Genomic DNA, 21,629 nt, shown 5'->3' on the forward strand with positions numbered 1-21,629 from the left:
ACTCTTCTTAAGCCGGTGACCAAAGTCAACGATGCGTCAGACTGCTGGAGGATTGAGATACAGGTAGTAGAGAAACATAAATGCCGCCATGCCTCCCACGGATCCGGGACCCGTAAGAATGAATAGAGAAGCTCGAGTGGTGAAGGTATTAATAAAGGTGCTAACCATGCTTATCGAAATCAGAGCCGCCATGATCGGCTCGCCAAAGCTGTAGAAATAAAGGGCCAGGAAAGCTAATCCAACGGCTGCTCTGAAGCGTACGACCGGATAAATCGTGGTAACCGAAAGTGCCAGGCAAATAGTCAGAAATAAATCAATGACGACAGTAATCAGGAATGGATTGCTTATAATAAGGTCCAGATTCTGTGTTCGAATGGTCCCCAGGTGCAGATAAAGAAACCCTACTGTCGATATCAGAAAGGTCAGGGTAAGCGCAAAACTGGTGCATCCAACTGTGCGGTGTTGCCACATTGCTTTGGCCTTTTTATTTTTTGTTTCTTCGGTATGACCTTCAGCGGCTGCCAGGATGTCTGCAATACTCAACTTGTCGGTCTCCTGGTCCTCCGGTTTGTTTAAAAGATGAAGGTCTTCATTCTCTTTTCTTTTTAAAACCAGCTTTTTTTCAGCAGGGAAAAGGATGTCTGCAAGAGTTTCATTTCCCTTTACAGCGATCCAAACCTCTTTGCCGTCGTCGTAGTAAAGCGTGTTTGGAGTTACTTTTTTTGATTCTGCGAGTGACTGCAGTTGCTCGATGTTATAGGGCCCTTTGGCCTCTTCCGAGTCTGGATAGCGAATAAAATATTCCGACATGGTGATGAGATAGGTGGAGGTGTGTCGCTTGAATTAACAATGGGAATTCAAACAGTAAAAAGAAAAAACACCCGCTTTCGCAACTCAGCTGCCATTTTTTACAAAGTATTCAAGGCTGGGCGCTTATGAACTATTATAGCTGAGATTTGTGGCTTCCGCTCCACTTCAATTTTGTTCTGACAACTTCGAAGTGGTTAAATTCCATTTGATGAATCAAAGACAATTTCAAGGGTGATAGTTCGAGAACGACACTTTCTCCCGGTTTTATGGTCAACAGGGCTGCCCCATCCAGAATAACCTTAAGGGTTTTAGTTTTAGAGGCATCATTGACTGTTAGTCGTTCTTTTGAATCAAAAATAATGGACCGGTTGCTCAGGGTGTGAGGACAAATCGGAGTCATTGTCAGGACTTTAGCATTGGGCGCAACGAGCGGTCCGCCGGCAGATAGATTATAAGCGGTTGAACCCGTTGGGGTGGTGAAAATGATGCCATCGCACAAGTAGTCAGTTATGGTGCCCGCTTCGTTGCACACGTTCAGATTTAGAATCGCACCTGAGTGAATCTCCTTAATGACTGCATCATTTAATGCGGAAGCTGTTTTCCCGTTGGAGCCGGTCGCTTGAACCATGCTTCGTTCGGTTATACTGTAATTTCCCTTGAGTACTTCGGGGAAAAGTCGAACGGCTTCTTCACCAGAAAAGGTGGTGAGGAATCCCAAACCACCCCGATTTATTCCTATTACCGGGACCGATTGAGTAGCACATTCTTCTGCAATTCCGAGCAATGTTCCATCACCTCCTATTACGCAACAAGCGCTGACATCTTTCAGGAAATCCCGATCAAGCGGATATTTCGATGTGACGCGATGGTGCCGGCACTGTTGATCTGCAATTTTTATCAACTCAGCCGCCAATTCCGGAGCTCCATATTTTGTCTCGTTAATAAAAAATGCTATAGAATCAAGGGCATGCATGGTATCAGTTCTGTTGAAAGACGGATTTAATGAGCCGATCTTCTATTGGCAATGACGCTTTTTTGGATTCTTGAGGTTGTTCTTATCCCTTCTTCGTCGTGCCCAAAAGATATTCTCGATTTCCATCCCCACCTGAAATGGGTGATTCAATAGTGGCTTCGATGAAAACATCAGTGAGGTGTTTATTGATCCAGTCCTTAATTTCCTGAAGTAAGGCTTCCCGAATTTCATCGTCCTGAATCACTCCTCGACATTTATCGACGGTTTCTTTGTCCGCTTCAAATTGAGGTTTTACCAACGCTATCAGTTTGCCGCCTGTTTTTAGTAACGGCCAAATTGCTGGAAGAACTTTTTTCAATGAAATGAAGGAGAGGTCCATTACAACTATATCATAGTCAGGGTAGGGTAGTTGTTCCGGGGTCAAGTAGCGTGCATTTGTTTTTTCAATATTCGTCACTCTGGGATCTTGCAGGATTTTTTGGTGCAATTGAGCTCTGCCAACATCGACGCAAATAGCCGCCTTAGCTCCTCGCTGAAGTAAGCAATCTGTAAATCCACCGGTGGATGCGCCGATATCCAGAATACGACTGCCTTCAACTGAAGTTGGGAACTTTTTTAGATAGGCTTCCAGTTTTTCGCCCCCTCGGCCAACGAACTGAGCAGGCTTGATGATATTTAACTCAATGTCCTGTGGATAGGTTTTCCCAGGTTTATCAAGTATTTCCGTCCCTCTCCGGACCTTACCGGCCAGTATGAGGCCCTTTGCTCGGGACCTGGTTTCACAATGTCCCAGCTCAACCAAGATATCATCTAATCGACGGTTTTTTCTCTCCACAGCGAGAATCCACATTGAACCGCCTACAAAGAGCAAAAAAAAATGCCAAAAAAAGACTGATAACTTGACTTGTGGAGCAAAGTGTCGCGAAATGTCGACTCATCCCACAAGATGATGACTAATGCTATCTTCCAATAACAGGAAATTTGCAGGGGGATATCTTCATTCCCTTGATTCCAAGAACCGTGTAACCGTCCCCAGAAAGTGGCGGTTCGACGGCGATGATACCGACTCTGCGTACCTGGCAATTCCTCAGCCCGTTGGCTATATTTGGCTTTGCCCACCCAGAAAGGTGGAACAGTTGGAAGAAACGATGGAATCCATCCTGCCGTCTGATTTGGAGGGACAAAACTTCATCATGTACGTCATGGAAAAGTCGGAGATGGTTACTTGCGACAAAAGTGGTCGTGTGGTGCTTACCCCGGATTTGATCGAGCATGCCGGCCTGGAGAATCAAGCCAAGCTCGTCGGCATGTTTGGTTCATGGGCTATCTGGAACCCTGAGCGTTACGAAAAATTTAAAGCAGATGCATTTTCGCTCGATATCGGACCTCAAGGTCGCCGCCTCCTTAACGTCATGGAGAAAATTTGGAAAACAGGAATAATTTAACCCAAACCACGCCGCCCAAATATGAGACTAGTCAATTCACTATATTCTTCAGGAGTTTTAAACAATGGAAAGGTTCTTCATTGTAACGAATGGGATATCGGGGATTACCGAACAGATAGAAATATTGCGTCGCGTCTCGTTCAAATTGCTCAACAGCGTTGGGAGGCACCTACGGAACCTAAAAAGATAGAAAAGCCATCAAGGTGGAAAATCGTTAAAAATGTTTTGCGGATCGGATAGCCCTGCCAAAAGTAACGAATTTGGCAAAGGTCACCTCCCGGTACTACTCCGGGAGGTGCTTGGGCTTTTTGCGTCATCCGATCGAAAAACCTACCTCGACGCTACCTTTGGAGGAGGAGGGCACACTCGAGCGCTGTTAGAGTCCGGTCCCACCGTTTCTGTCGTTGCTATTGACTGCGATCCTGAAGCTGCGGAAAGAGCTCACGCACTTTCCGAAATGTTCCCTGGTCGTTTCCGCTTTTATGACTTGAATTTCTCGGAGCTTGATCGAGTCGAGGAAGGCAAGTTCGACGGAGTCCTTTTTGACTACGGAGTATCTTCCTACCATTTTGATCAACCGGGTCGTGGATTTTCTTTTCGTGCGAATGCACTCCCCGATATGCGAATGAATCCGCGAGAAGGGGAGACCGCCGCTGAGTTTTTAGAAACCGCAAGCCGGGAAGACCTCATTCGTGCCGTCAAAGTGTACGGAGAAGAAACCTCTTGGAGGCGCATCGTCGATGCTATCATTGACGCCCGTGGCACTGAAACACTTCAAAATACGACAACTTTAGCTACGCTAATATCCAATACAATCCCAGCTCCCATCCGGAGGCGGAGTAAATTAAATCCTGCTACCAAAACCTTTCAAGGTGTGCGGATCGCGGTTAACCGTGAGCTCGATGTTATCGAGGCTGCCTTACCTAAGGCTTTTAATTTACTTGCTCCGGATGGGGTCCTTGCTGCTATCAGCTTCCACTCGTTGGAAGACCGGATTGTTAAACGATATTTTCGTAAACTGTGCGGGCAGCCTATAGATCGAAAAGATAATACCCCCCAACAGTTGCGAACCGTTGTTGCAAAGGCGCTTACTCGAAAGCCTGTTACTGCCTCAGCAGAAGAGATTGCTCAGAACCCCAGGTCGCGATCCGCTAAGTTGCGGGCCGTCCGCAAGCTAGTAGGACTCGCCTGAGGGATGAAATCGGGTTTTATTTATACACGCTGGTTGTTGACCATGACTTTTTTCAGTCTTATGGGCCTGCTTGCTTTTGGGATGATGACAGTTCATTCGAAGCGCACCATTCGTGATATCGCTGCGAGTCTGGACCGAAAGGAATCTGAGTTGGCCGAGTTGGGGCGACGTCAAGATATTCTCGATACGGACCTTGCCAGTTCTCTCAATCCCGATTATTTAAAACAACTTGTTGCCTTAACTAATCTCCAGCTTGGTCCTCCAAGCGAGGATAGGGTCATCGTGGTTCGTTCCATGGATATTAACCACCAAGGATCATTTTCTACCAATGTACCTGATCCATCTAATCCGTACCAGACTCGCTTAGAGTTAGCTAACAACGATCCCGGGGAAAATCAATAGCTATGACTCGCGGCTGTATACCTGTTAGTAGGCTCGTTTGGATTTTCGTCGCTTTTATGATCGGGTTTGGTGCCGTACTCGTACAATTGGTAGACCTTCAGGTGTTGGAGCGTGACGATCTTGTCAAAGAGAGTGAAAGAATTCGGACAAAGTTTGAAAAGATAGAGGCCCGTCGAGGTAACATTTATGACCGGAACCACAACCTGATTGCCACCACCCACACTGTACGCCAGGTGGGTGTGGATCCGCAGGCGTTAAAACCTGAGGATAAACCCAATTGGCATAAATTAGCCAAGCTTTTGGAAATCTCTTATTCAGAAGTTTATCAAAAATTGAAGGGTGAGACCCGAGTATTGGATGATTCATCTAAGCCGGTTCGATGGCGTGTGTTGGCTGATAATATTGATGAAAAGGTTTATCGAGAAATATTAAATCTCGGCGTCGATGGAGTGTACGGCAACCGGCACTTCAAACGTGTTTATCCTCAAGCTTCTCTCGCCGCTCATGTTCTTGGCTACGTGAATAAAGAGGAGACAGCTGTGGCCGGTATCGAGAAGGCCATGGATTTCTATCTGAAAGGTCAGACTGGCTGGATTGAAACGGAGTGGGACGGGAAGCGTCAAGAAATGTATCAATACCGTAAACGTCAGGTAGAAGCTACAGATGGATTTCACGTTGCTCTCACCTTGGATATGATGGTTCAGCATGTGCTTGAATTAGAACTAAAGGAGATTGCGAAGCTCAGACCTATGGGAGCATCAATTATTGTGAGCGATCCATCCACCGGTAATATTTTGGGCTTGGCTAATTGGCCGACTTTCGACCCGAACGAATATTTTAATACAATTAAATATCCGGTTTCCCAACAGCGCAATTTGGCAATATCTGATATTTATGAACCTGGGTCTACTTTTAAAATAGTACCTATCGGGGCTGGACTGTCTGAGGAAATCATCAATCCCATGATGGAGATCAATTGTTCGCTCACTCGCGTTCCGTACCTCGGTCGGGTCGTTCATCTACCTGCAGATCATGGAGGGAAGGACTATGGCGTGCTCTCCATTGAAGATGTTATTGCCCACTCCAGTAATCGCGGTGCTGCCCAAATTGGGATTATGTTAGGCGAACAGCGACTTTATAATTACGCAAAAGCTTTTGGTTTTGGTGAAAAAACAGGGATTCTCCTGGGTCCCGAACGTGAAGGGATTCTCAACAAACCTGCAGATTGGGATGGTTTGACAATCTCTCGGTTGCCTATGGGTCATGCAATAGCCGTCACGCCACTGCAGGCGCATTATGCTATGTCTGTTTTAGCCAATGATGGCGTGCTCATGACTCCTCAGGTGTTGTCTAGAGTAGAGGATTCGGAGGGAAACGTTATATCGAACTACCAACCAAAACCGATTCGCCAGGTCATCTCCTCAGTCGCAGCACGATCTCTTTCACGGATGCTTGTAAAAACGGTGAGTCCTGAGGGAACGGCTCCTCAAGCGCAGATTCCGGGGATGGAGGTCGCTGGCAAAACGGGTACCGCCCAAAGAGTTCTTGAAACGGGGGGGTATTCGGCGACCGACGTGGATGTTTCCTTTATCGGCTATTTCCCTGCCAGTGATCCCAGGTTAGTAATTTCTGTGATCATTTACGATCCTCAGGAAGGGTTACGTTACGGCGGTCAATTAGCGGGCCCCTCTTTTAAAAGAGTGGCTGAACAATTAATACATTTATTGGGCATTTCACCTACAGCCCCGATCCGTGGCTTTCTAGCCATGGGCGAACAGGAGTAAATAATACATGATCGGATTTGCAGACCTTGAAACACACACATTTAGTATTTATTATCGGACACAAAGACGCTGGGGAACTGGTATACCCGGAAAGAGGTCTTTAACTAAACATATGATCGCTACACTAGAGACCCTTTTCCCTGAAGCACTTCGGCTCAAGCATACGGGAAACTTGAAGCACCAAGTATCCGCCTTGGTGACGGATAGTCGAAGGGTGATCCCTGGAGCTGTGTTCTTTGCCATTCCCGGTCTACGGACGAATGGAACATATTTTGTCGAAGAAGCGATTGACCGTGGAGCTGTTGCGGTCGTTTCTGAAAGCGACCGTATCTATCCACAAATAACCACCATTCAGGTTGAAAACATTCGTCGAGTTGTCGCCCAGGTGGCGAGAAGCTACTATGGATCTCCTGATGAAAATTTGGAATTGATCGGCATTACCGGGACAAATGGAAAAACGACCGTTTCCTATTTGGTGCAAAATCTTTTAAATGGGTTGGTTGGCGGATCGAAAACAGGTCTCATTGGTACCGTGCAGTATGATTTGGGCGAAAGGACTTTGCCCTCTTTTAAGACTACACCAGAAGCTATTGATACGTTTGCTCTTTTAAAACAAATGAAAGATGCCGGTTGTCGAAGGGGCGTTATGGAGGTCAGTAGCCATGGCATTGATCAACAACGCATCTTTGGTACAAACTTCGATGTAGCCGTTTTTCTAAACCTCACCCGAGATCACCTCGATTACCACAAGGACCTTGAATCTTATTATCAGGTAAAGCGTAGACTTTTTACTGGTGAAATTGGCACAGTGCCCAAAGTTTCTGTGGTCAATTTAGACGATGCTTTTGGAAAACGACTGGTCGATGAATTAAGTGGGATCAGTCGGGTGGTGACCTTTTCAATTTCGAACCCTGATGCGGATTTTTATCTTTCACAATTTGAATGTGACCACTCAGGTTCCCGATTTGTTTTGGAAGGACCCGGAGGCAGTCAAACGGTTCGCACGCGTTTACCGGGAGAATACAATTTGAGTAATATTTTGGCTGCTCTCGCGGTATGTGAAGGCCTCGGTCTGAATATAGAAACCATTCTTTATCGTCTCAATTCCTTTGCTGGAGTTCCTGGTCGAATGGAGCGAATTCCAGGAGCGACAGACTTTGATGTTTTCGTGGATTACGCTCATACCGACGATGCTCTGGATAAAGCGCTTGGCATGTTGCGAGGAATTACCCGTGGCAAATTGATTGTTGCCTTTGGCTGTGGTGGAAATCGGGATAAGGACAAGCGCAAGTCCATGATGGAAGTGGCTCAGAAACACGCTGACTTTGTTTGTGCAACCTCTGACAATCCTCGAGGTGAATCCGTCGAAAATATCTTATCCGACATGAAACAAGGCGTTACGAAACCCAGCGGAGTTGCGTTTATTGCCGATCGAAGAGCAGCCATCAGCCATGTGCTGGACATCGCCCAGCCGGGTGATACGGTTTTGATTGCCGGTAAGGGGCATGAAACCATGCAAGAATTTAAAGACCGGATCGTCCCTTTTGATGACCGTGTCGTTGCCAGAGAACTTCTTGAATTCAAACAATTGGTTAACAGAAAAAAGTGAAACCCTTATCGACTAAACATTTTTCAAGCTGGACCGGTGGTCAATGGATGGGGGATCCTCCGAAGGAGATAGTAGGATTTAACATAGACACGCGCACACTCAATCCCGGCGAGGTTTTTGTAGCTATAAAAACGGACCTGCGCGATGGACACGATTTTATTGAGGCTGCCAAGGCTAATGGAGCAAGTGCTGCGTTAGTTTCAAAACATCAGCCGCAGGTGGATCTGCCCCAGTTGGTCGTAAAGGATGCGCCACAAGCGTTACGTGAACTGGCGATTCAAGTTCGGATTGAATATTCCGGTACTGTTATTGGCGTAACAGGAAGTTGTGGAAAGACATCGACCAAAGAATTGTTAGCCGTGCTTTTGGGCGAACACACATTGAAGACTCCAGGAAATTTCAATAATCGATTGGGCGTTCCATTAACATTACTTCAATTGCGCGATGAGTATTCGAACGCAGTGATTGAAGTCGGTATGAGTACGCCCGGAGAAATCGCTTCATTGGCAAAAATTCTTCAACCCAAATATTCAATCATAACCACGGTTGCTCCTGTCCATTTGCAAGGAGTGCCTTCGCTTGAAGGTGTTGCAGTAGAGAAAGCCGCTTTAGCGGAAGCATCCAGTAAACTTACTATTTTGCCGGTGGAATGTTTTCGATTTTCTCCCTTTACCAAACTGAAGACTCCGTGCCTGATTGCCGGGAAACCCGAGCCTGGCCGCTCTTATCCGAGCGGGTCTTGCTTTGTCGATTTTAGTTTGGATCAGCAGGCCAAAAAGACAGACATTGTGCTTCGTCCGAAAGGGGGCTCGGTGCTTAGTTTCTCCGTTGACCGTACGAGTAATGGCATGGCGAGGAACATGGTCTTGTCTCTTCTTTTAGGGCTTGAACTAGGACTCGACCCTCATGCTTTGCAAACGCGCCTGGACGGTTGGGAATCAGCCGAACTTCGCTGTCAAAGGGACCGTGTTGGTGATCTCGATTTCTTTGTCGATTGCTACAATGCGAATCCCGCGAGCATGCGAGACTCCCTGGAATTTTTCAACGCGACCACTTCCGCTGATCTGCCCCGTTTTTATGTCATTGGCGGGATGAAAGATCTGGGCGAGTACACGGAAGAATACCACCATGAGTTAGGTCGTTCTTTTAAACTCAGGTCGGTGGATCGTCTATTTATGATTGGTGAGGAGATGCAAGGATTTCTCGCCGGGTTTCGAGCAGCAGGCCGCGACGAAGAACGTGTCCGATTATTTAATTCTCAAACCGATGTGATCAAAGAGCTTCGTCATTTGGAAGGCTCCGTTTTTTTAAAAGGCAGCAGAGCTTACGCCCTTGAAACCATTTACAATCAACTGAAAGAAATACACCGACCGGTGGAGACAACATGCTGAGTTATCTGGCAGATTTCGAGAATTACTGGGGACCGCTCCGACTGTTTCGTTACATAACGTTTCGGGCGCTGTTTGGTTCTGCGACCGCATTAATTTTCGGATTTCTTATTGCCGGACCTTTGTTGAGTTACCTGCGGCAATTTAAACTCCACCAAGCGCTGAGAGACCAATCTGAAGTGGGTTCATTGGCGGCACTTCATGCAGGGAAAAAAGATACTCCCACCATGGGCGGATTAATGATTTATTTTTCTGTTACCATTAGCACCATTCTTTGGGCCATCCCTAATATTTTTGTTATTACCGCTTTGGCCGTATACACTGGGCTAACTGCGTTGGGGTTTATGGATGACTATGCTAAAGTGACCAAGAAAAACAGCGCAGGGTTGAACAAAAAGCAAAAACTCCTTTGGCAGACGCTTATCACTCTCGCTGCTTTGACTCTTCTTTTGCTTCATCCAGATAGTGCCAATAAGGTTCGAGAATTTTGGGTGCCGTTTTTCAAGAATCCCCTCTTTTTGATGCTTCCAATTCCCGTGCTGTTTGTCTTCCTATTTTTTATTTTGGTCGGTTCCTCAAACGCAATTAATCTCACGGATGGCATCGATGGCCTGGCGATTGGCTGCACCATTTCGGTTGCGCTCGTATATTCAATTATGGCCTATGCTGCCGGTAATGCACTGATTGCCGACTATCTGTTTATCAGTTTCGTCCCAGGAGTTGGTGAGTTGAGTATTATTTGTGGTTGTCTGGTAGGGGCGGGGCTGGCCTTTCTTTGGTACAACTCGCATCCAGCCGAAGTTTTTATGGGGGATACCGGATCGCTTGCGCTTGGTGGTTTGATCGGCGTGGTTGCTTTTATGGTCCATCAACCTCTTACCTTGGTTATCGTGGGTGGCATTTTTGTTATGGAGGCCCTTTCTGTGATCATTCAGGTATTTTCGTACAAAATCCGGAAAAAACGGGTGTTTAAAATGGCACCTATTCATCATCATTTTGAATTAAAGGGATGGCCGGAATCTAAAGTGGTAATCCGGTTTTGGATTTTATCACTGGCATTTGCTTTGGCAGGATTGGGGACCCTGAAATTACGTTAATCTCATGCATCCGTCTTTTGATATTGAATCCTGGTTTAAAAAACCTGTCGCTATCTTTGGTGCTGGAATCAGCGGCAAGGCTGCTGCTGAGTTGGTAGAATTCAAAGGTGGTCATTCGATTGTTTACGATGAGGTAAATTCTGACTTTCCGCTTTGTTTTGAAAAAGAGGATGCAGAGAAACATGCGCTGGTAATCGCCAGCCCTGGTTTTTCAGCTAAACATCCCTGGATTGCAAAAGCACTGGCAGCTGGGTGCGAGGTTATGGGCGAACTTGATTTGGCCTGTCTTTTTTGGAAAGGGAAAATTGTGGCAGTAACTGGAACCAATGGAAAAACTACCTTGGTTGAATTTATAACCCACTCGTTGATTTTCGCCGGTTTGGACGGTTACGCTGTCGGCAATATCGGATTTCCATTTGCGAGTTTGATTCAAAAACATAATTCAGCGGATGCGTGGGCCGTTGTCGAAGTGAGCTCGTTTCAAGCGGAGCTCATGAAATACTTTAGAGCCGATAGTATCGTCTGGTCAAATTTTTCGGAAGATCACCTCGACCGTTATGGAAATATGAAAGACTATTTCCTTGCGAAAGTGCGACTACTTGATGTCGCAAAAGCCAGGACGGTTTTTATTGGCAAGGATGTGGATGCCCAATTTCGCGAGATTGGCTTAGCGGTTCCCAAGGAAACGTATGTTTTGGACCGGTCGTTCATTCGTGTTCCTGAAGGTTCGATTTTCAGTTTACGGCCACAACGGGAGAATTTCCAATTTGCTGCTCTTTTATTTCGTTCCTGGGGTTATGATCCGGAAATGCTTCACGATTCAGTTCGAAGTTTTAAGCAAAGTCCACATCGCCTTGCCCCAGTTGCCACGATTAATGGAGTGGAATTTTGGAACGACTCCAAGGCCACGAATTTCTCATCCGCGGAGGCAGCCCTAAAGCACTTCCAAAAACCTATTTATTGGGTTGGTGGTGGACGAACCAAGGGCGGGCGAATCGAAGCATTTGCTCAAAGAATCGGTCATCGTTTCAAGAAAGCATTCCTGTCTGGTGATACATCTGAGGACCTTTGCACCATTTTTCAAAGTATCCAGGTCCCTTGTGAGTCATTTGATTCTTTGGAAAATTCAGTTAAAGCCGCCTATCAACAGGCTACCGAAGGATCCATCGTCCTGTTTAGTCCGGGTTTTGCCAGCCAAAAACCTTTTAGAAATTACTCGGAACGAGGGAAAAGTTTTGAGAGAGTCATATCAGACATCCAGGTTAGCATACAGCCAACGACATAATTTATCATGAAAGCTCACGTATTTATTTCAGTTTTAGCATTCCACGTAGTGGTTATCGCAGGGTTATACCTGCTGTCAGCCTGTTCCAGCAGCAGTGGACCCGCACCGTCTCCCGAGCAAACAAATTCCCCATCAACCGGAGGTTCTACTTACGATGGCTATTCAGCACCTAATCGTCCCACTGAAAATGATGACATTGTCGTAACTGAATACAATCAGCCTCAGTCGAATCGAGGAATTGATTCTGCATTTAATAGTGGATCGAATGCTTACTCAACTTCGCCGACTAACTCGCGCGAGAACCGTGCGCAACCGACCCGCCCAGGTAGCGGTCCGTACGATTCGTATCAACAACCAGTCTTGAACCCTGATTTACAAGACGAAGAGGTTCTCCAACCTTTAACCGGTTTTGATACTACGACTCCAGCTGTTCAGTACTCGGTTAAAAAGGGCGATAATCTTTGGAAAATTTCGCGAGATTTCAGTATCGCTCTAAAAGATTTGTTGGCAGCCAATGGGCTTAGCGAAAATTCAACAATAAATATAGGCCAGAGCCTGGTGATCCCATCTGAAACATCTGGACCTCCTATTCAACGTTTCGTCGCCGAACAAGACAGCCAATCCGAGGTGTATACCATTACCAAAGGAGACACGCTTTCTCGTATCGCCAAGCAATTTAACACAACGGTTAATGATATCAAAATTGCCAATGCTTTAAAGTCCGATGTGATTCAACTGGGTCAGCGTCTGACCATCCCGGTTAATAGTGTTTCCACACGCGGAGTAAGTGCGACCCCCACTCAAACCTACAGCACTCCTGCCGTAGCTCCGACTCCTCAAACCAGACAGTCGAATTTTGATGGAATTATCCATGTTGTTCAATCCGGTGAAACTCCCGGAGCTATCGCGAAAATGTATGGGATAACCACGAGCCAACTCATGAAAGATAACGGTATCCAGAATGCCCGTTCACTTCAAGTGGGTCAAAAGTTGGAGATTCGTTTAGGCGTTGCACAACCGAGTCTGGCGGTTCCTCCATCGAGCCGGCCAAGCAATACGCAACCAGTTGCGACTCCCAACCAATTTGAAGATTCCGTTTTCGGCGACCTTGAAAACTTTCCGGAAGTCGAAGTTGTTCCACGATCCTAACCAATTCCAAAGCTCTCCCACACCGCTCTGAATGAGTAAAGCCAAAAAAGAAGCACCTAATCCTGGTCATTCTTTCTATCAACGATTACTGATCATTATCAGTGTTTCTACGCTCATATTAATTGGATTGATATCCATCTTTAGTGCAACCCAATCACTGGATGCGGGTTCCTACAAATTCCTCGAACGTCAAATCATGTGGCTTGGCATTTCTGTCGTAAGTGGAGTGTTTGTTTCCCTGGTGGATCTCGATCGTTTGAAAAAGTTGGTTCCCTTGGCAGCCTTGTTTGCCGTAGTTGTATTGATTGCGGTGCTCATACCCAAGATTGGACATTTGGTAAATGGAAGTCGCCGTTGGATAACCTTTGGTTCGATTGGTTTTCAACCATCCGAATTTGCCAAGATTCCGTTTGTATTTTTGATAGCCTATTACCTGAGTACGAACCAGCGGTATTTGAAGACGTTGATGCGTGGTTTTGCCATTCCCCTTGGAATGATCGGAGTGTTTTGTGTACTAGTTATTCTGGAGCCTGACTTTGGTACGTGTGCGCTCTATGGTGCAGTCGGAGTGATGCTATTGTTTTTAGCCGGAACTCGTCTCACTTATCTGATTCCTAGCGTTATCGGAGGTGGAACTTTATTCGTGTATTTGATATTCCAGGATGCAGTACGATTGCGTCGCCTGATGTCGTTCCTGGATGTGGAAGCTAATAAGCTCGGTGGAGCTTATCAACTCCATCAGGGCCGGATGGCTATGGGAAATGGTGGCATGACGGGAGTAGGTGCCGGAGACGGACGTTTTCAAAACAGCTTTTTGCCTGAAGCGCATACCGATTTTATTTTTTCTATCATCGGTGAAGAATTCGGCTTTATGGTCACCTGCCTTATAGTCGTACTATTTATGATCATTTTTTGCACTATCATTTTCTCGATGAGACGTGCGCCGAATCTCTTCCAAGGCTTACTTGTGTTGGGTTCGTTGCTGATGATTGCCATGCAGGCATTGATCAATATGGGTGTAGTTACCGGGCTTTTGCCCACCAAAGGAATGTCTCTTCCGTTTATTAGTTATGGTGGATCAAACCTTGTGGTCATGTGTGTGTTTACTGGAGTGCTGATCAACTGTCTTCGAAGTTGGGAAAGTCTTCCCATACGGACAGAGCGGCGGAAACTTGTTGAGATTCGGGGCTAATGGCCAAGATACTAATAGTATGTGGAGGTACCGGTGGGCACCTTACTCCGGGTATCGCCATTGCTGAAGAGCTCACGCTTCGAAGGCATCATTGTACCTTGGTTGTCTCTCGAAAAAAAGTAGATTCAAGACTCATCCGGAACTACCCGATGATGGAGTTTATCGAAGCACCGGGTGCACCATTTGCATGGCGTCCCGTTGCGCTTGTCAGATTTATCTGGGTACAAATTACAGCATTCATTTTTGCTCTACGATTATTGTCACAAAAAAAACCGGATCTTATTCTTGGGTTTGGTGGTTTCGTTTCCGCAGGTATTGCATTGCCTGGTTGTATGAAAGGAATACCTTTCGCTTTGCATGAGGCTAACCGGGTCGTTGGTCGATCGAATCGTTTACTGAGTCGATTTGCAAGTAAGATATTTCTTCCAAAGGGAGTTGTATTTCGAGGTATCCAAATCAGCAAAATTCAATATGCAGGTCTGCCTCTTCGTAAAGAGTTTGTACCTATGATTAAAGAAACGGCGCGTGAGCTTCTTGGAATTAGTCCGTCTGGAAAACTGTTGGTTGTTTTTGGAGGTAGCCAAGGTGCGAGTTCGCTTAACAATTGGGCGAAAGACAACGCCAAGGCATTGGCGGAGCGTGGCATTTCTATTTATTGCCTGATTGGAATGAACAAGGATATTCCAATCGAAACAGATTTCGATACGGCATCTTGGGGTGTGGTTAAAGCTTGGTACGTTCCTTTTTCCGATAACATGCCTGCTGTGTTGTCTGCAGCCGATCTTGTTGTTTCTCGAGCTGGCGCCGGAAGTATTGGGGAAATTATTCGCTGTCGAGTTCCTTCAGTACTTGTTCCATATCCTTTTGCTCGTGATGATCATCAAAGCGCCAACGCTGAGTATGTCGCCCGCCAGGATGCCGCACATGTTCTGGAAGATTCCCAACTCGATTCTCTGTTTGATTTAGTTATTCGACTTTTATTTGAAGAATCAGAAAACAAGCGTTTGAAGGAGAATCTTAATTCCATGGATCTACCTGAAGAGGCAATTCTGATCGCCGATGCCCTTGAGGATTTAATTCCGGTAAAGTTGGAAAGATCCACGGCTACAACCCTTCCGTCTCGAGAAGTATGATCACGATTGAATCAGATCTTGCTTCAAAGCATTTCCACATGATCGGAGTTGGCGGTATGGGAATGGCACCACTTGCGATATTTCTGAAGCAAGCCGGTTGTCGGGTTACCGGGGAAGACGATAATTTTCATCCAAGAGTACATCAAATGCTTTTGGGCAATGGGGTTGAAATAAGTAACAAACCCGATTGGGGATCCGCAGATGGTATAATCTATTCAAATGCGATCGGTTTGAACCACCCGGGATTAAAAAGTGCGTTGGCTCAAAAAGTTCCATCTATGCGTCGCGGTGAATTCCTGGCGGCACTCAGTAAGTGTTTTAAAACAATTGCGATAGCCGGATCTCATGGGAAAACCACTACTTGTGGTCTTTTGATTTACGCGCTGACTCAATCTGGGATCGACTTCAACTACATCCTGGGCGGACTCTTTTCTGAAGACAGGCTCCTACCTGGGCATTCTAACAAGGAAAGTCTGTGGTTGGTAATTGAAGTGGATGAAAGCGATGGCAGTATAGAGTCCTTTGTTCCAGCGATTTGTTTGTTGGTAAATGTCGATTGGGACCATGCTGACTATTACCAAACGAAAAACAAATGTACGGAAACCTTTCGTCAGCTAATAAAACGCACGTCCGAGCACGTGTTCTTGAACCGTTCTTGCGAATTATCAAGGGGCTTGGATCTCAGTGGAATCGATGCCGCGATTCATACCTTTGGTGAAAATGGTGAAGCTCAACTTACCCGTTTTTCGAATGGCACCATGGAAGTCAGTGGGTCATTGCCAAGTTGTACATTGAAAGTTCCCTTTGACGAACCTTTCAATGCTCAAAACGCATTGGCCGCCCTCAGTGTTGTTCATTTATTAAAAGGAAAACTAAATGATTCGTTGCTAGCCGCATTTCCAGGGCTATGGAGACGTCAGGAAGTTCTTTTCGAAAAAAACGGATTTTCAGTAGTAGAGGATTACGGTCATCATCCTACAGAAATTCGAAAACTCTTTGAAGCATTCCATTTAAAGGGTGGTTCAATAAGCGTGGTTTTTCAGCCCCACCGATATTCCCGAACACTCCAGTTCAAATCTGAATTTGCGGAGGTCCTTTCTCAGGCAGATCGATTACTTATGATGGAAGTTTATGGAGCTGGTGAAGACCCAATTCCAGGTGGGACTGGCACAGATCTGTTTAATGCCTACTCCGAAATTGCCCCGGATCGAGAATCGTATTTCTGCAAAGATCAAAAGGCCGTTTTGGAACAACTCGCGAAGTTGAAACAAGCCTCTGGCGTTTTATTGTTTTTAGGTGCGGGAAATATTCATAATGTTGCTGCCGAGTATGTATCAAATCTCAACAATAATGAGGCGATTTCCAACGATGAATTTCTGTCCGATTTAAAGGGACGTCTTGGCCGTGATTCTTTGCTTAAATCCAATGAGCCTTTGGCGTTCAAAACGACGCTTCGTGTAGGCGGGTTCGCTGATTACTATGCCGAACCGGCAAGTGAAACCGATTTACAGGTTCTGTTGCGCAAAGCAGCGAAATATGGGGTGAAAATCCACTTTCTAGGAAGAGGATCCAATGTGGTGATTCCCGATTCAGGTGTGCGTGGGTTGGTTATTCGCCTATCGAAACCCTTCTTTCAAAAAATAGAAGTCATGGAAGACGGGCGCGTTCGAGCGGGTGCAGGAGTGAGGCTGAAAGAACTCTGTGGCTTTATGCGCAAACTCGGAGTGGCTGGTTTCGAATTTCTTGAAGGAATTCCAGGTAACGTTGGCGGTGCATTGCGCATGAATGCCGGTGCAATGGGGGGCTGGGTTTCTGAGGTAATTTCGGAAGTTGTTCTTATGAATTACCGCGGGGACATTTCGAACATTTCCGTTGAGGACCTCCATTTTGGTTACCGTCATTGTCATGAACTCAATGATGCTATCGGACTAGCCATTGTTTGTAAAACGGGTGAAGCGTCTTCGGTCCAAACGATTCAGCACACTATGGACGCCTATCAAAATTCACGTAAAGAGTCCCAACCTCGATTGCCGAGCGCTGGTTGCAGTTTTAAAAACCCGGAGGGTTCTGCTGCGGGAAAGCTGATTGACCAATCAGGGCTAAAAGGATTTTCAGTAGGCGGAGCCGAAGTCTCGGATGTGCACGCGAACTTTATTGTGAACCGCGGAACTGCGACTGCATCCGATGTTATATCCCTAATAAACGAATTACGCAAAAAAGTGTACCAGAAAACCGGATATGAGCTTGAACCCGAGGTCATTTTGTTCGGTGATAAATGGGAGAATTATTTAGATTCGCTGCCAAAAGAGTCTTGTACTTCGCTTCCTGTTTCCCAACCTTGATATCCCAATTACCTGCTGACCAATCATGCCAAAGAATAACAATAAAAAAACCCCGGAATCAACCTGGCAAAGAATACCTCAAAGAGCTGGAAAACAATCAATTACAAGAGAATCGCGCATTATGCGCATACGCCGGCTTTTGCGACTCAGCGCCATAAGTTTGGGAACAGGTTCACTTGTACTGGGATTATCGTTACTCGGGTATTACTTTGTAAATACTCCCCCAAAACAGGCTCTTCATGATGTTGCCTCTTCTTTTGTTGAAATCGAAATCGAAACGGATGGTGTGCTTCCCCCGTCCTGGATTGAATATCGGATGGCCCTTGAGAATAATTTGGGGTTACTGCAGATCGATATGACTTCCGTAAAATCTGCACTTGAAAGCTACCCGCAGATCAAAGAGGCCTCCGTCGAAAGGGAGTTTCCTAGTAAACTCCACGTTCGGGTCCGTGAACGGATGCCCGTTTTTCGAATAAAGGTTAAGGATGAGATCGGTGAATCACAGATTTACATGGTCGATGAAGAGGGGTTTGTGTTTAAAAATATTCGTTTTCCTGATCAAGCGATCAATCATTTACCCTTTATTGCAGGCGTAGATCTTCAACGGAACGATAGTGGATATCATCCCATTACTTCTGTCCCCTGTTTGGCGGAATTATACAAGGTTGCTTGCTCTGAATATCCTGAACTCGCCCGAGAGTGGAGTATCTTATTTGCCGATCGATTGATCAGGGGCAAGAATTTTACTAAAGGGTATATCCGGGTGCATTCTCTAAGTGTTCCGGAGATATTATTCAGTCCTAAACAATTTGCTGATCAGTTAGAAAAACTTGATTACATTCTCGACAGCCAGGGTGGGCCATCTGTATCTTTTGTCTCCCGGGTGAACCTCTCCGTTTTGGACCAGCCAACTGTTGAATTCGCCAGTCCTTCTTATCCTAACAACTCATATTAATCCTTCCCTTTTCTTCCTATCGTGAACTCCAAAATCATAGGAGCCATAGAGATTGGTACCAGTAAAACCGTCGTACTCATCGGCGAGATCGTAAACGAAAAAACTCTTAATATTGTCGGCATGGGAGTCTCCTCAAGTCGCGGTGTTAAGAAGGGTGAAATAATCGACTTCAATGCGGCCAGTGACTGCACTCATGCAGCGATTATGGCAGCTGAGGAGAGTGCAGGTGTTCGCGTAGATGGCGTTTATCTGGCTCAATCTGGTAGGCATCTTGAGACGTTCTATAATGATGCTGAAGTGACGGTTAAATCCTCCGACAACATTGTAAATCGTTCTGATATTCGTCGCCTGCTTACCGAGGCTAAGAGTAAACAATTATCTGAAGATCGAGCGATTATTCACCACATCCGAACCGGTTTTGTGTTGGATGGTGATCCGGTAGATAATCCAGAGCATATGGAAGGCCACAAGCTGGGTGTGGGTTATTGGAATATTCACGGATCGGTTAAAAAGATGAGTGATTCAATTCATATCATCAATGGTTTCGGTCTTCATGTGGAAGACCTGATTGTTAGTTCCCTTGCTTCGGGTAAGATGGTTACCACCGAAGAGGAACGGAAGAGTGGGGTGCTCGTAATCGATATTGGCAGTGGATCAACTGACTACGTTTTATTTAATAATGGATATGTTACCCATACCGGTGTTATAGCGGTGGGTGGAGATCACATAACCAATGATTTGAGCATCGGCCTTCGGACGAATGCCAAGTTGGCTGAAATGCTTAAAGTTAAAAATGGCAAGGCCATGCTTGAGCCAAAATCAAAAGACGACAAAGTCATGCTCATAGGCGATCTGACTATTGGTGACCGTTCCATCTCGCGCTCAGTCGTATGTCAGATAATCAACGCCCGAGTTGATGAGCTCTTTAAGTTGATTCGGGGGGACAAGAATGTTGCCCATTACTTTTCCAACCGGCAAATTTCTTCCGTGGTGTTAACTGGTGGTTCATCCCAATTACAAGAGATAGACCGGTTGGGTGAAAAGATATTTGGCCTTCCCGTAACGCTCGGTGAAAATCCATCCTGGGTTGCTTCCGATCTCGCCGGACCAGATTTTAGCACCGCCTTGGGACTCCTTTATTTTGGATTCAGTTACAAAGACGATAATCTGATTCCCAAGGAAGGTAAACGAACCAAGCTTATGAAGGGCGTTAAACAACTACTTGGCTTTTAATTTTGACCTCATGGAATCTCAAGCACTTTTCGAAAACCCGGTTCGTATTAAAATTGTAGGCGTTGGAGGAGCCGGAAACAATGCGGTTGACCGCATCCGTATGGATATGGAGCAACTCGATGGGTTGAGCCTGGCCTGTGTTAACACGGATCTGAAAACGTTGTCCGACTCGCCGGTTGGAGAAACGCATCTCATTGGTAGAAATATTACCCGAGGTCTTGGAACAGGTGGGGATCCGGAGTTGGGCAGGAAAGCCGCCGAGTCCGATCGCGAAATCATTACCCGTCTGGTGGATGGTTTCGAGCTTATCTTTATAGTGGCCAGTCTGGGTGGCGGTACAGGAGTTGGTCTATCGCCCGTGATTGCTGAAATTGCCAAACAAAAGGGCGCTCTGGTCATTGCTTTTGTGAATATGCCCTTCACTTTTGAGGGAGAGCGTAGGTTTAAAATGGCGAACTCTGCCTTAAAAGAGCTCCGCGATATTGCCGATGCGGTAATACCTCTTCCGAATGATATGCTACTTCAGGAAGAATCCGCCCAGGATTCTGTACTGAACGCATTCTCAAAAGCTGATGAATGGATAACTCGTGGAGTAAAGTCCATATGGTCTATATTGCTCAAGACCGGGTTGATTAACGTGAATTTTTCCACACTTCGCGAAGTGTTCAATATTCGTGGAGGAAAAACTTTATTTGGATTCGGAGTCGGTCAGGGGCCAAATTTTATTCAGAATGCGTTGGATGACCTCGTTCTCTGTCCGTTGCTGCACGTGCCCGATTTCTCGAAGGTTGCCGACAATCTTTTGGTAAATATTGTAGGTGGGACAGATCTACAGATGTCACAGGTTCAAGAGATTATGACTTTTGTAACCGAAAAGTTTGGTAGCCGAGAAAACACAGTTTTAGGAGCTGTAATAGACGAAGGTAAAACCAATACAGTTGAGATCTGCGTCCTGGGTACGACCGATGCGGGAGCGATGCGAAGTTTTAGAAAAACGCGAGTTTCCCCCGCACACCGTTTACCAGAACCCAGGAACCAGGTCCCGGTTAGGGCTGTTTCTCTTCGCGAGAAAACGACCGCCGGTGAAGTTCGCAAAATGGGCCAAATGGACCTTATCCCCAAGATTCAACAAGAATTGGGTTTTGATGGGATTGATGAGAATCGTGGATTTTTTGAAGAAACAGGCCGGAATGTGCACGACGGATTGGACTTGGATGTTCCTACTTATTTGAGAAGAGGAATACGCGTAGTGCTTCATTAATCACCACGCTGATCCTCTTCTGAGCTGATATCACCAGTATATTGTATCTGTGACCCCGGTTCATCCTCCAGGCTTCGATATGGCCAACTTTTTTGACGACGCAGATTGATCGTGCTGATTTCGAGCAACCTTCAATTTTGTAAGCTCCCTATTGTCAAGTTGCCCTCTTGTGCTTGACTGAGACTCCGTTCGCGTCCTTAAAAAATCTTCTTCGGTATTTCTCAATCTTTATTCCATTCATTAAAGGGCACTTTGATAAATTAACTCATTGACAGTCAGTTGCTTATATACAATAAGAAGGTTATATATGAAATGCTATCAACCTTCCTTTTTTGATGAAGCCGAACGTTATATCAAGTTGGACAAGCTCAAGGACCCG

The 21,629-nt window shown here is 45.9% G+C and carries 18 protein-coding genes; 15 read left to right on the top strand and 3 right to left on the bottom strand.

The features are described from left to right. Positions 1-36: 36 nt before the first annotated feature. From O3C43_08820 to O3C43_08830, 3 genes are all read right to left on the bottom strand, one after another. Positions 37-810 carry a GYF domain-containing protein gene (locus O3C43_08820; GenBank protein MDA1066590.1) on the bottom strand — a complete coding sequence of 258 codons (774 nt, stop codon included), beginning with the start codon at positions 808-810 and terminating at the stop codon, positions 37-39. A gap of 133 nt (positions 811-943) precedes the next feature. Then, a complete protein-coding gene (locus tag O3C43_08825) occupies positions 944-1,783 on the bottom strand; it encodes an NAD(+)/NADH kinase (protein MDA1066591.1) in 840 nt (279 codons plus the stop codon). 82 nt (positions 1,784-1,865) lie between these two features. After that, a complete protein-coding gene (locus O3C43_08830) occupies positions 1,866-2,633 on the bottom strand; it encodes a TlyA family RNA methyltransferase (GenBank protein MDA1066592.1) in 768 nt (255 codons plus the stop codon). Between the two features lie 106 nt (positions 2,634-2,739). Here O3C43_08830 and O3C43_08835 point away from each other — a divergent pair, with 106 nt between their 5' ends. The 15 genes from O3C43_08835 (at position 2,740) to O3C43_08905 (ending at position 21,250) form a co-directional block, all read left to right on the top strand. Continuing rightward, the gene (locus tag O3C43_08835) at positions 2,740-3,228 is read left to right on the top strand and encodes a hypothetical protein (GenBank protein ID MDA1066593.1); all 489 of its coding nucleotides are present in this window, start codon (positions 2,740-2,742) and stop codon (positions 3,226-3,228) included. Between the two features lie 220 nt (positions 3,229-3,448). Beyond that, on the top strand, positions 3,449-4,420 hold the full coding sequence (gene rsmH, locus O3C43_08840; protein ID MDA1066594.1) for a 16S rRNA (cytosine(1402)-N(4))-methyltransferase RsmH: 972 nt from the start codon (positions 3,449-3,451) through the stop codon (positions 4,418-4,420). 3 nt (positions 4,421-4,423) lie between these two features. Next, positions 4,424-4,822: a hypothetical protein gene (locus tag O3C43_08845; GenBank protein MDA1066595.1), complete on the top strand. Its 399-nt coding sequence runs from the start codon at positions 4,424-4,426 to the stop codon at positions 4,820-4,822. A gap of 2 nt (positions 4,823-4,824) precedes the next feature. Next, a complete protein-coding gene (locus O3C43_08850) occupies positions 4,825-6,606 on the top strand; it encodes a penicillin-binding protein 2 (protein ID MDA1066596.1) in 1,782 nt (593 codons plus the stop codon). Between the two features lie 112 nt (positions 6,607-6,718). Then, positions 6,719-8,215: a UDP-N-acetylmuramoyl-L-alanyl-D-glutamate--2,6-diaminopimelate ligase gene (locus O3C43_08855; GenBank protein MDA1066597.1), complete on the top strand. Its 1,497-nt coding sequence runs from the start codon at positions 6,719-6,721 to the stop codon at positions 8,213-8,215. After that, positions 8,212-9,606, top strand: coding sequence for a UDP-N-acetylmuramoyl-tripeptide--D-alanyl-D-alanine ligase (locus tag O3C43_08860; GenBank protein ID MDA1066598.1), 1,395 nt, complete (start codon positions 8,212-8,214; stop codon positions 9,604-9,606). The genes O3C43_08855 and O3C43_08860 overlap by 4 nt, the downstream gene beginning before the upstream one ends. Further along, a complete protein-coding gene (mraY, locus tag O3C43_08865) occupies positions 9,600-10,700 on the top strand; it encodes a phospho-N-acetylmuramoyl-pentapeptide-transferase (GenBank protein ID MDA1066599.1) in 1,101 nt (366 codons plus the stop codon). Before O3C43_08860 ends, mraY begins: the two co-directional genes overlap by 7 nt. A 4-nt stretch (positions 10,701-10,704) precedes the next feature. Continuing rightward, entirely contained in the window at positions 10,705-11,985 is a 1,281-nt protein-coding gene (gene murD, locus O3C43_08870) for a UDP-N-acetylmuramoyl-L-alanine--D-glutamate ligase (protein ID MDA1066600.1), read from the top strand. A gap of 6 nt (positions 11,986-11,991) precedes the next feature. Then, positions 11,992-13,134: a LysM peptidoglycan-binding domain-containing protein gene (locus O3C43_08875; GenBank protein ID MDA1066601.1), complete on the top strand. Its 1,143-nt coding sequence runs from the start codon at positions 11,992-11,994 to the stop codon at positions 13,132-13,134. A 31-nt stretch (positions 13,135-13,165) separates the two neighbouring features. Then, the gene (locus O3C43_08880; protein MDA1066602.1) at positions 13,166-14,326 is read left to right on the top strand and encodes a putative peptidoglycan glycosyltransferase FtsW; all 1,161 of its coding nucleotides are present in this window, start codon (positions 13,166-13,168) and stop codon (positions 14,324-14,326) included. Then, positions 14,326-15,459, top strand: coding sequence for a UDP-N-acetylglucosamine--N-acetylmuramyl-(pentapeptide) pyrophosphoryl-undecaprenol N-acetylglucosamine transferase (locus O3C43_08885; GenBank protein ID MDA1066603.1), 1,134 nt, complete (start codon positions 14,326-14,328; stop codon positions 15,457-15,459). Before O3C43_08880 ends, O3C43_08885 begins: the two co-directional genes overlap by 1 nt. Then, positions 15,456-17,801 (top strand): UDP-N-acetylmuramate dehydrogenase, encoded by a 2,346-nt coding sequence (gene murB, locus O3C43_08890; GenBank protein ID MDA1066604.1) that lies wholly within the window; start codon positions 15,456-15,458, stop codon positions 17,799-17,801. The genes O3C43_08885 and murB overlap by 4 nt, the downstream gene beginning before the upstream one ends. A 25-nt stretch (positions 17,802-17,826) precedes the next feature. Further along, complete coding sequence (locus O3C43_08895; protein ID MDA1066605.1) at positions 17,827-18,756, top strand: FtsQ-type POTRA domain-containing protein; 930 nt, start codon at positions 17,827-17,829, stop codon at positions 18,754-18,756. Between the two features lie 21 nt (positions 18,757-18,777). Beyond that, complete coding sequence (ftsA, locus tag O3C43_08900) at positions 18,778-19,989, top strand: cell division protein FtsA (protein ID MDA1066606.1); 1,212 nt, start codon at positions 18,778-18,780, stop codon at positions 19,987-19,989. 10 nt (positions 19,990-19,999) lie between these two features. After that, complete coding sequence (locus O3C43_08905; GenBank protein ID MDA1066607.1) at positions 20,000-21,250, top strand: cell division protein FtsZ; 1,251 nt, start codon at positions 20,000-20,002, stop codon at positions 21,248-21,250. The last annotated feature ends 379 nt before the right edge of the window (positions 21,251-21,629 follow it).

This window comes from Verrucomicrobiota bacterium, assembly GCA_027622555.1.
Taxonomy (GTDB): Bacteria; Verrucomicrobiota; Verrucomicrobiia; order Opitutales; family UBA2995; genus UBA2995.

Bases quoted from the DNA above. Each gene is read 5' to 3' on its own strand.
- O3C43_08820 (MDA1066590.1), bottom strand. From the start codon at position 810: ATGTCGGAATATTTTATTCGCTATCCAGACTCGGAAGAGGCCAAAGGG.
- O3C43_08825 (MDA1066591.1), bottom strand. From the start codon at position 1,783: ATGCATGCCCTTGATTCTATAGCATTTTTTATTAACGAGACAAAATAT.
- O3C43_08830 (MDA1066592.1), bottom strand. From the start codon at position 2,633: ATGTGGATTCTCGCTGTGGAGAGAAAAAACCGTCGATTAGATGATATC.
- O3C43_08835 (MDA1066593.1), top strand. From the start codon at position 2,740: ATGCTATCTTCCAATAACAGGAAATTTGCAGGGGGATATCTTCATTCC.
- rsmH (MDA1066594.1), top strand. From the start codon at position 3,449: ATGTTTTGCGGATCGGATAGCCCTGCCAAAAGTAACGAATTTGGCAAA.
- O3C43_08845 (MDA1066595.1), top strand. From the start codon at position 4,424: ATGAAATCGGGTTTTATTTATACACGCTGGTTGTTGACCATGACTTTT.
- O3C43_08850 (MDA1066596.1), top strand. From the start codon at position 4,825: ATGACTCGCGGCTGTATACCTGTTAGTAGGCTCGTTTGGATTTTCGTC.
- O3C43_08855 (MDA1066597.1), top strand. From the start codon at position 6,719: ATGATCGCTACACTAGAGACCCTTTTCCCTGAAGCACTTCGGCTCAAG.
- mraY (MDA1066599.1), top strand. From the start codon at position 9,600: ATGCTGAGTTATCTGGCAGATTTCGAGAATTACTGGGGACCGCTCCGA.
- murD (MDA1066600.1), top strand. From the start codon at position 10,705: ATGCATCCGTCTTTTGATATTGAATCCTGGTTTAAAAAACCTGTCGCT.
- O3C43_08875 (MDA1066601.1), top strand. From the start codon at position 11,992: ATGAAAGCTCACGTATTTATTTCAGTTTTAGCATTCCACGTAGTGGTT.
- O3C43_08880 (MDA1066602.1), top strand. From the start codon at position 13,166: ATGAGTAAAGCCAAAAAAGAAGCACCTAATCCTGGTCATTCTTTCTAT.
- O3C43_08885 (MDA1066603.1), top strand. From the start codon at position 14,326: ATGGCCAAGATACTAATAGTATGTGGAGGTACCGGTGGGCACCTTACT.
- murB (MDA1066604.1), top strand. From the start codon at position 15,456: ATGATCACGATTGAATCAGATCTTGCTTCAAAGCATTTCCACATGATC.
- O3C43_08895 (MDA1066605.1), top strand. From the start codon at position 17,827: ATGCCAAAGAATAACAATAAAAAAACCCCGGAATCAACCTGGCAAAGA.
- O3C43_08905 (MDA1066607.1), top strand. From the start codon at position 20,000: ATGGAATCTCAAGCACTTTTCGAAAACCCGGTTCGTATTAAAATTGTA.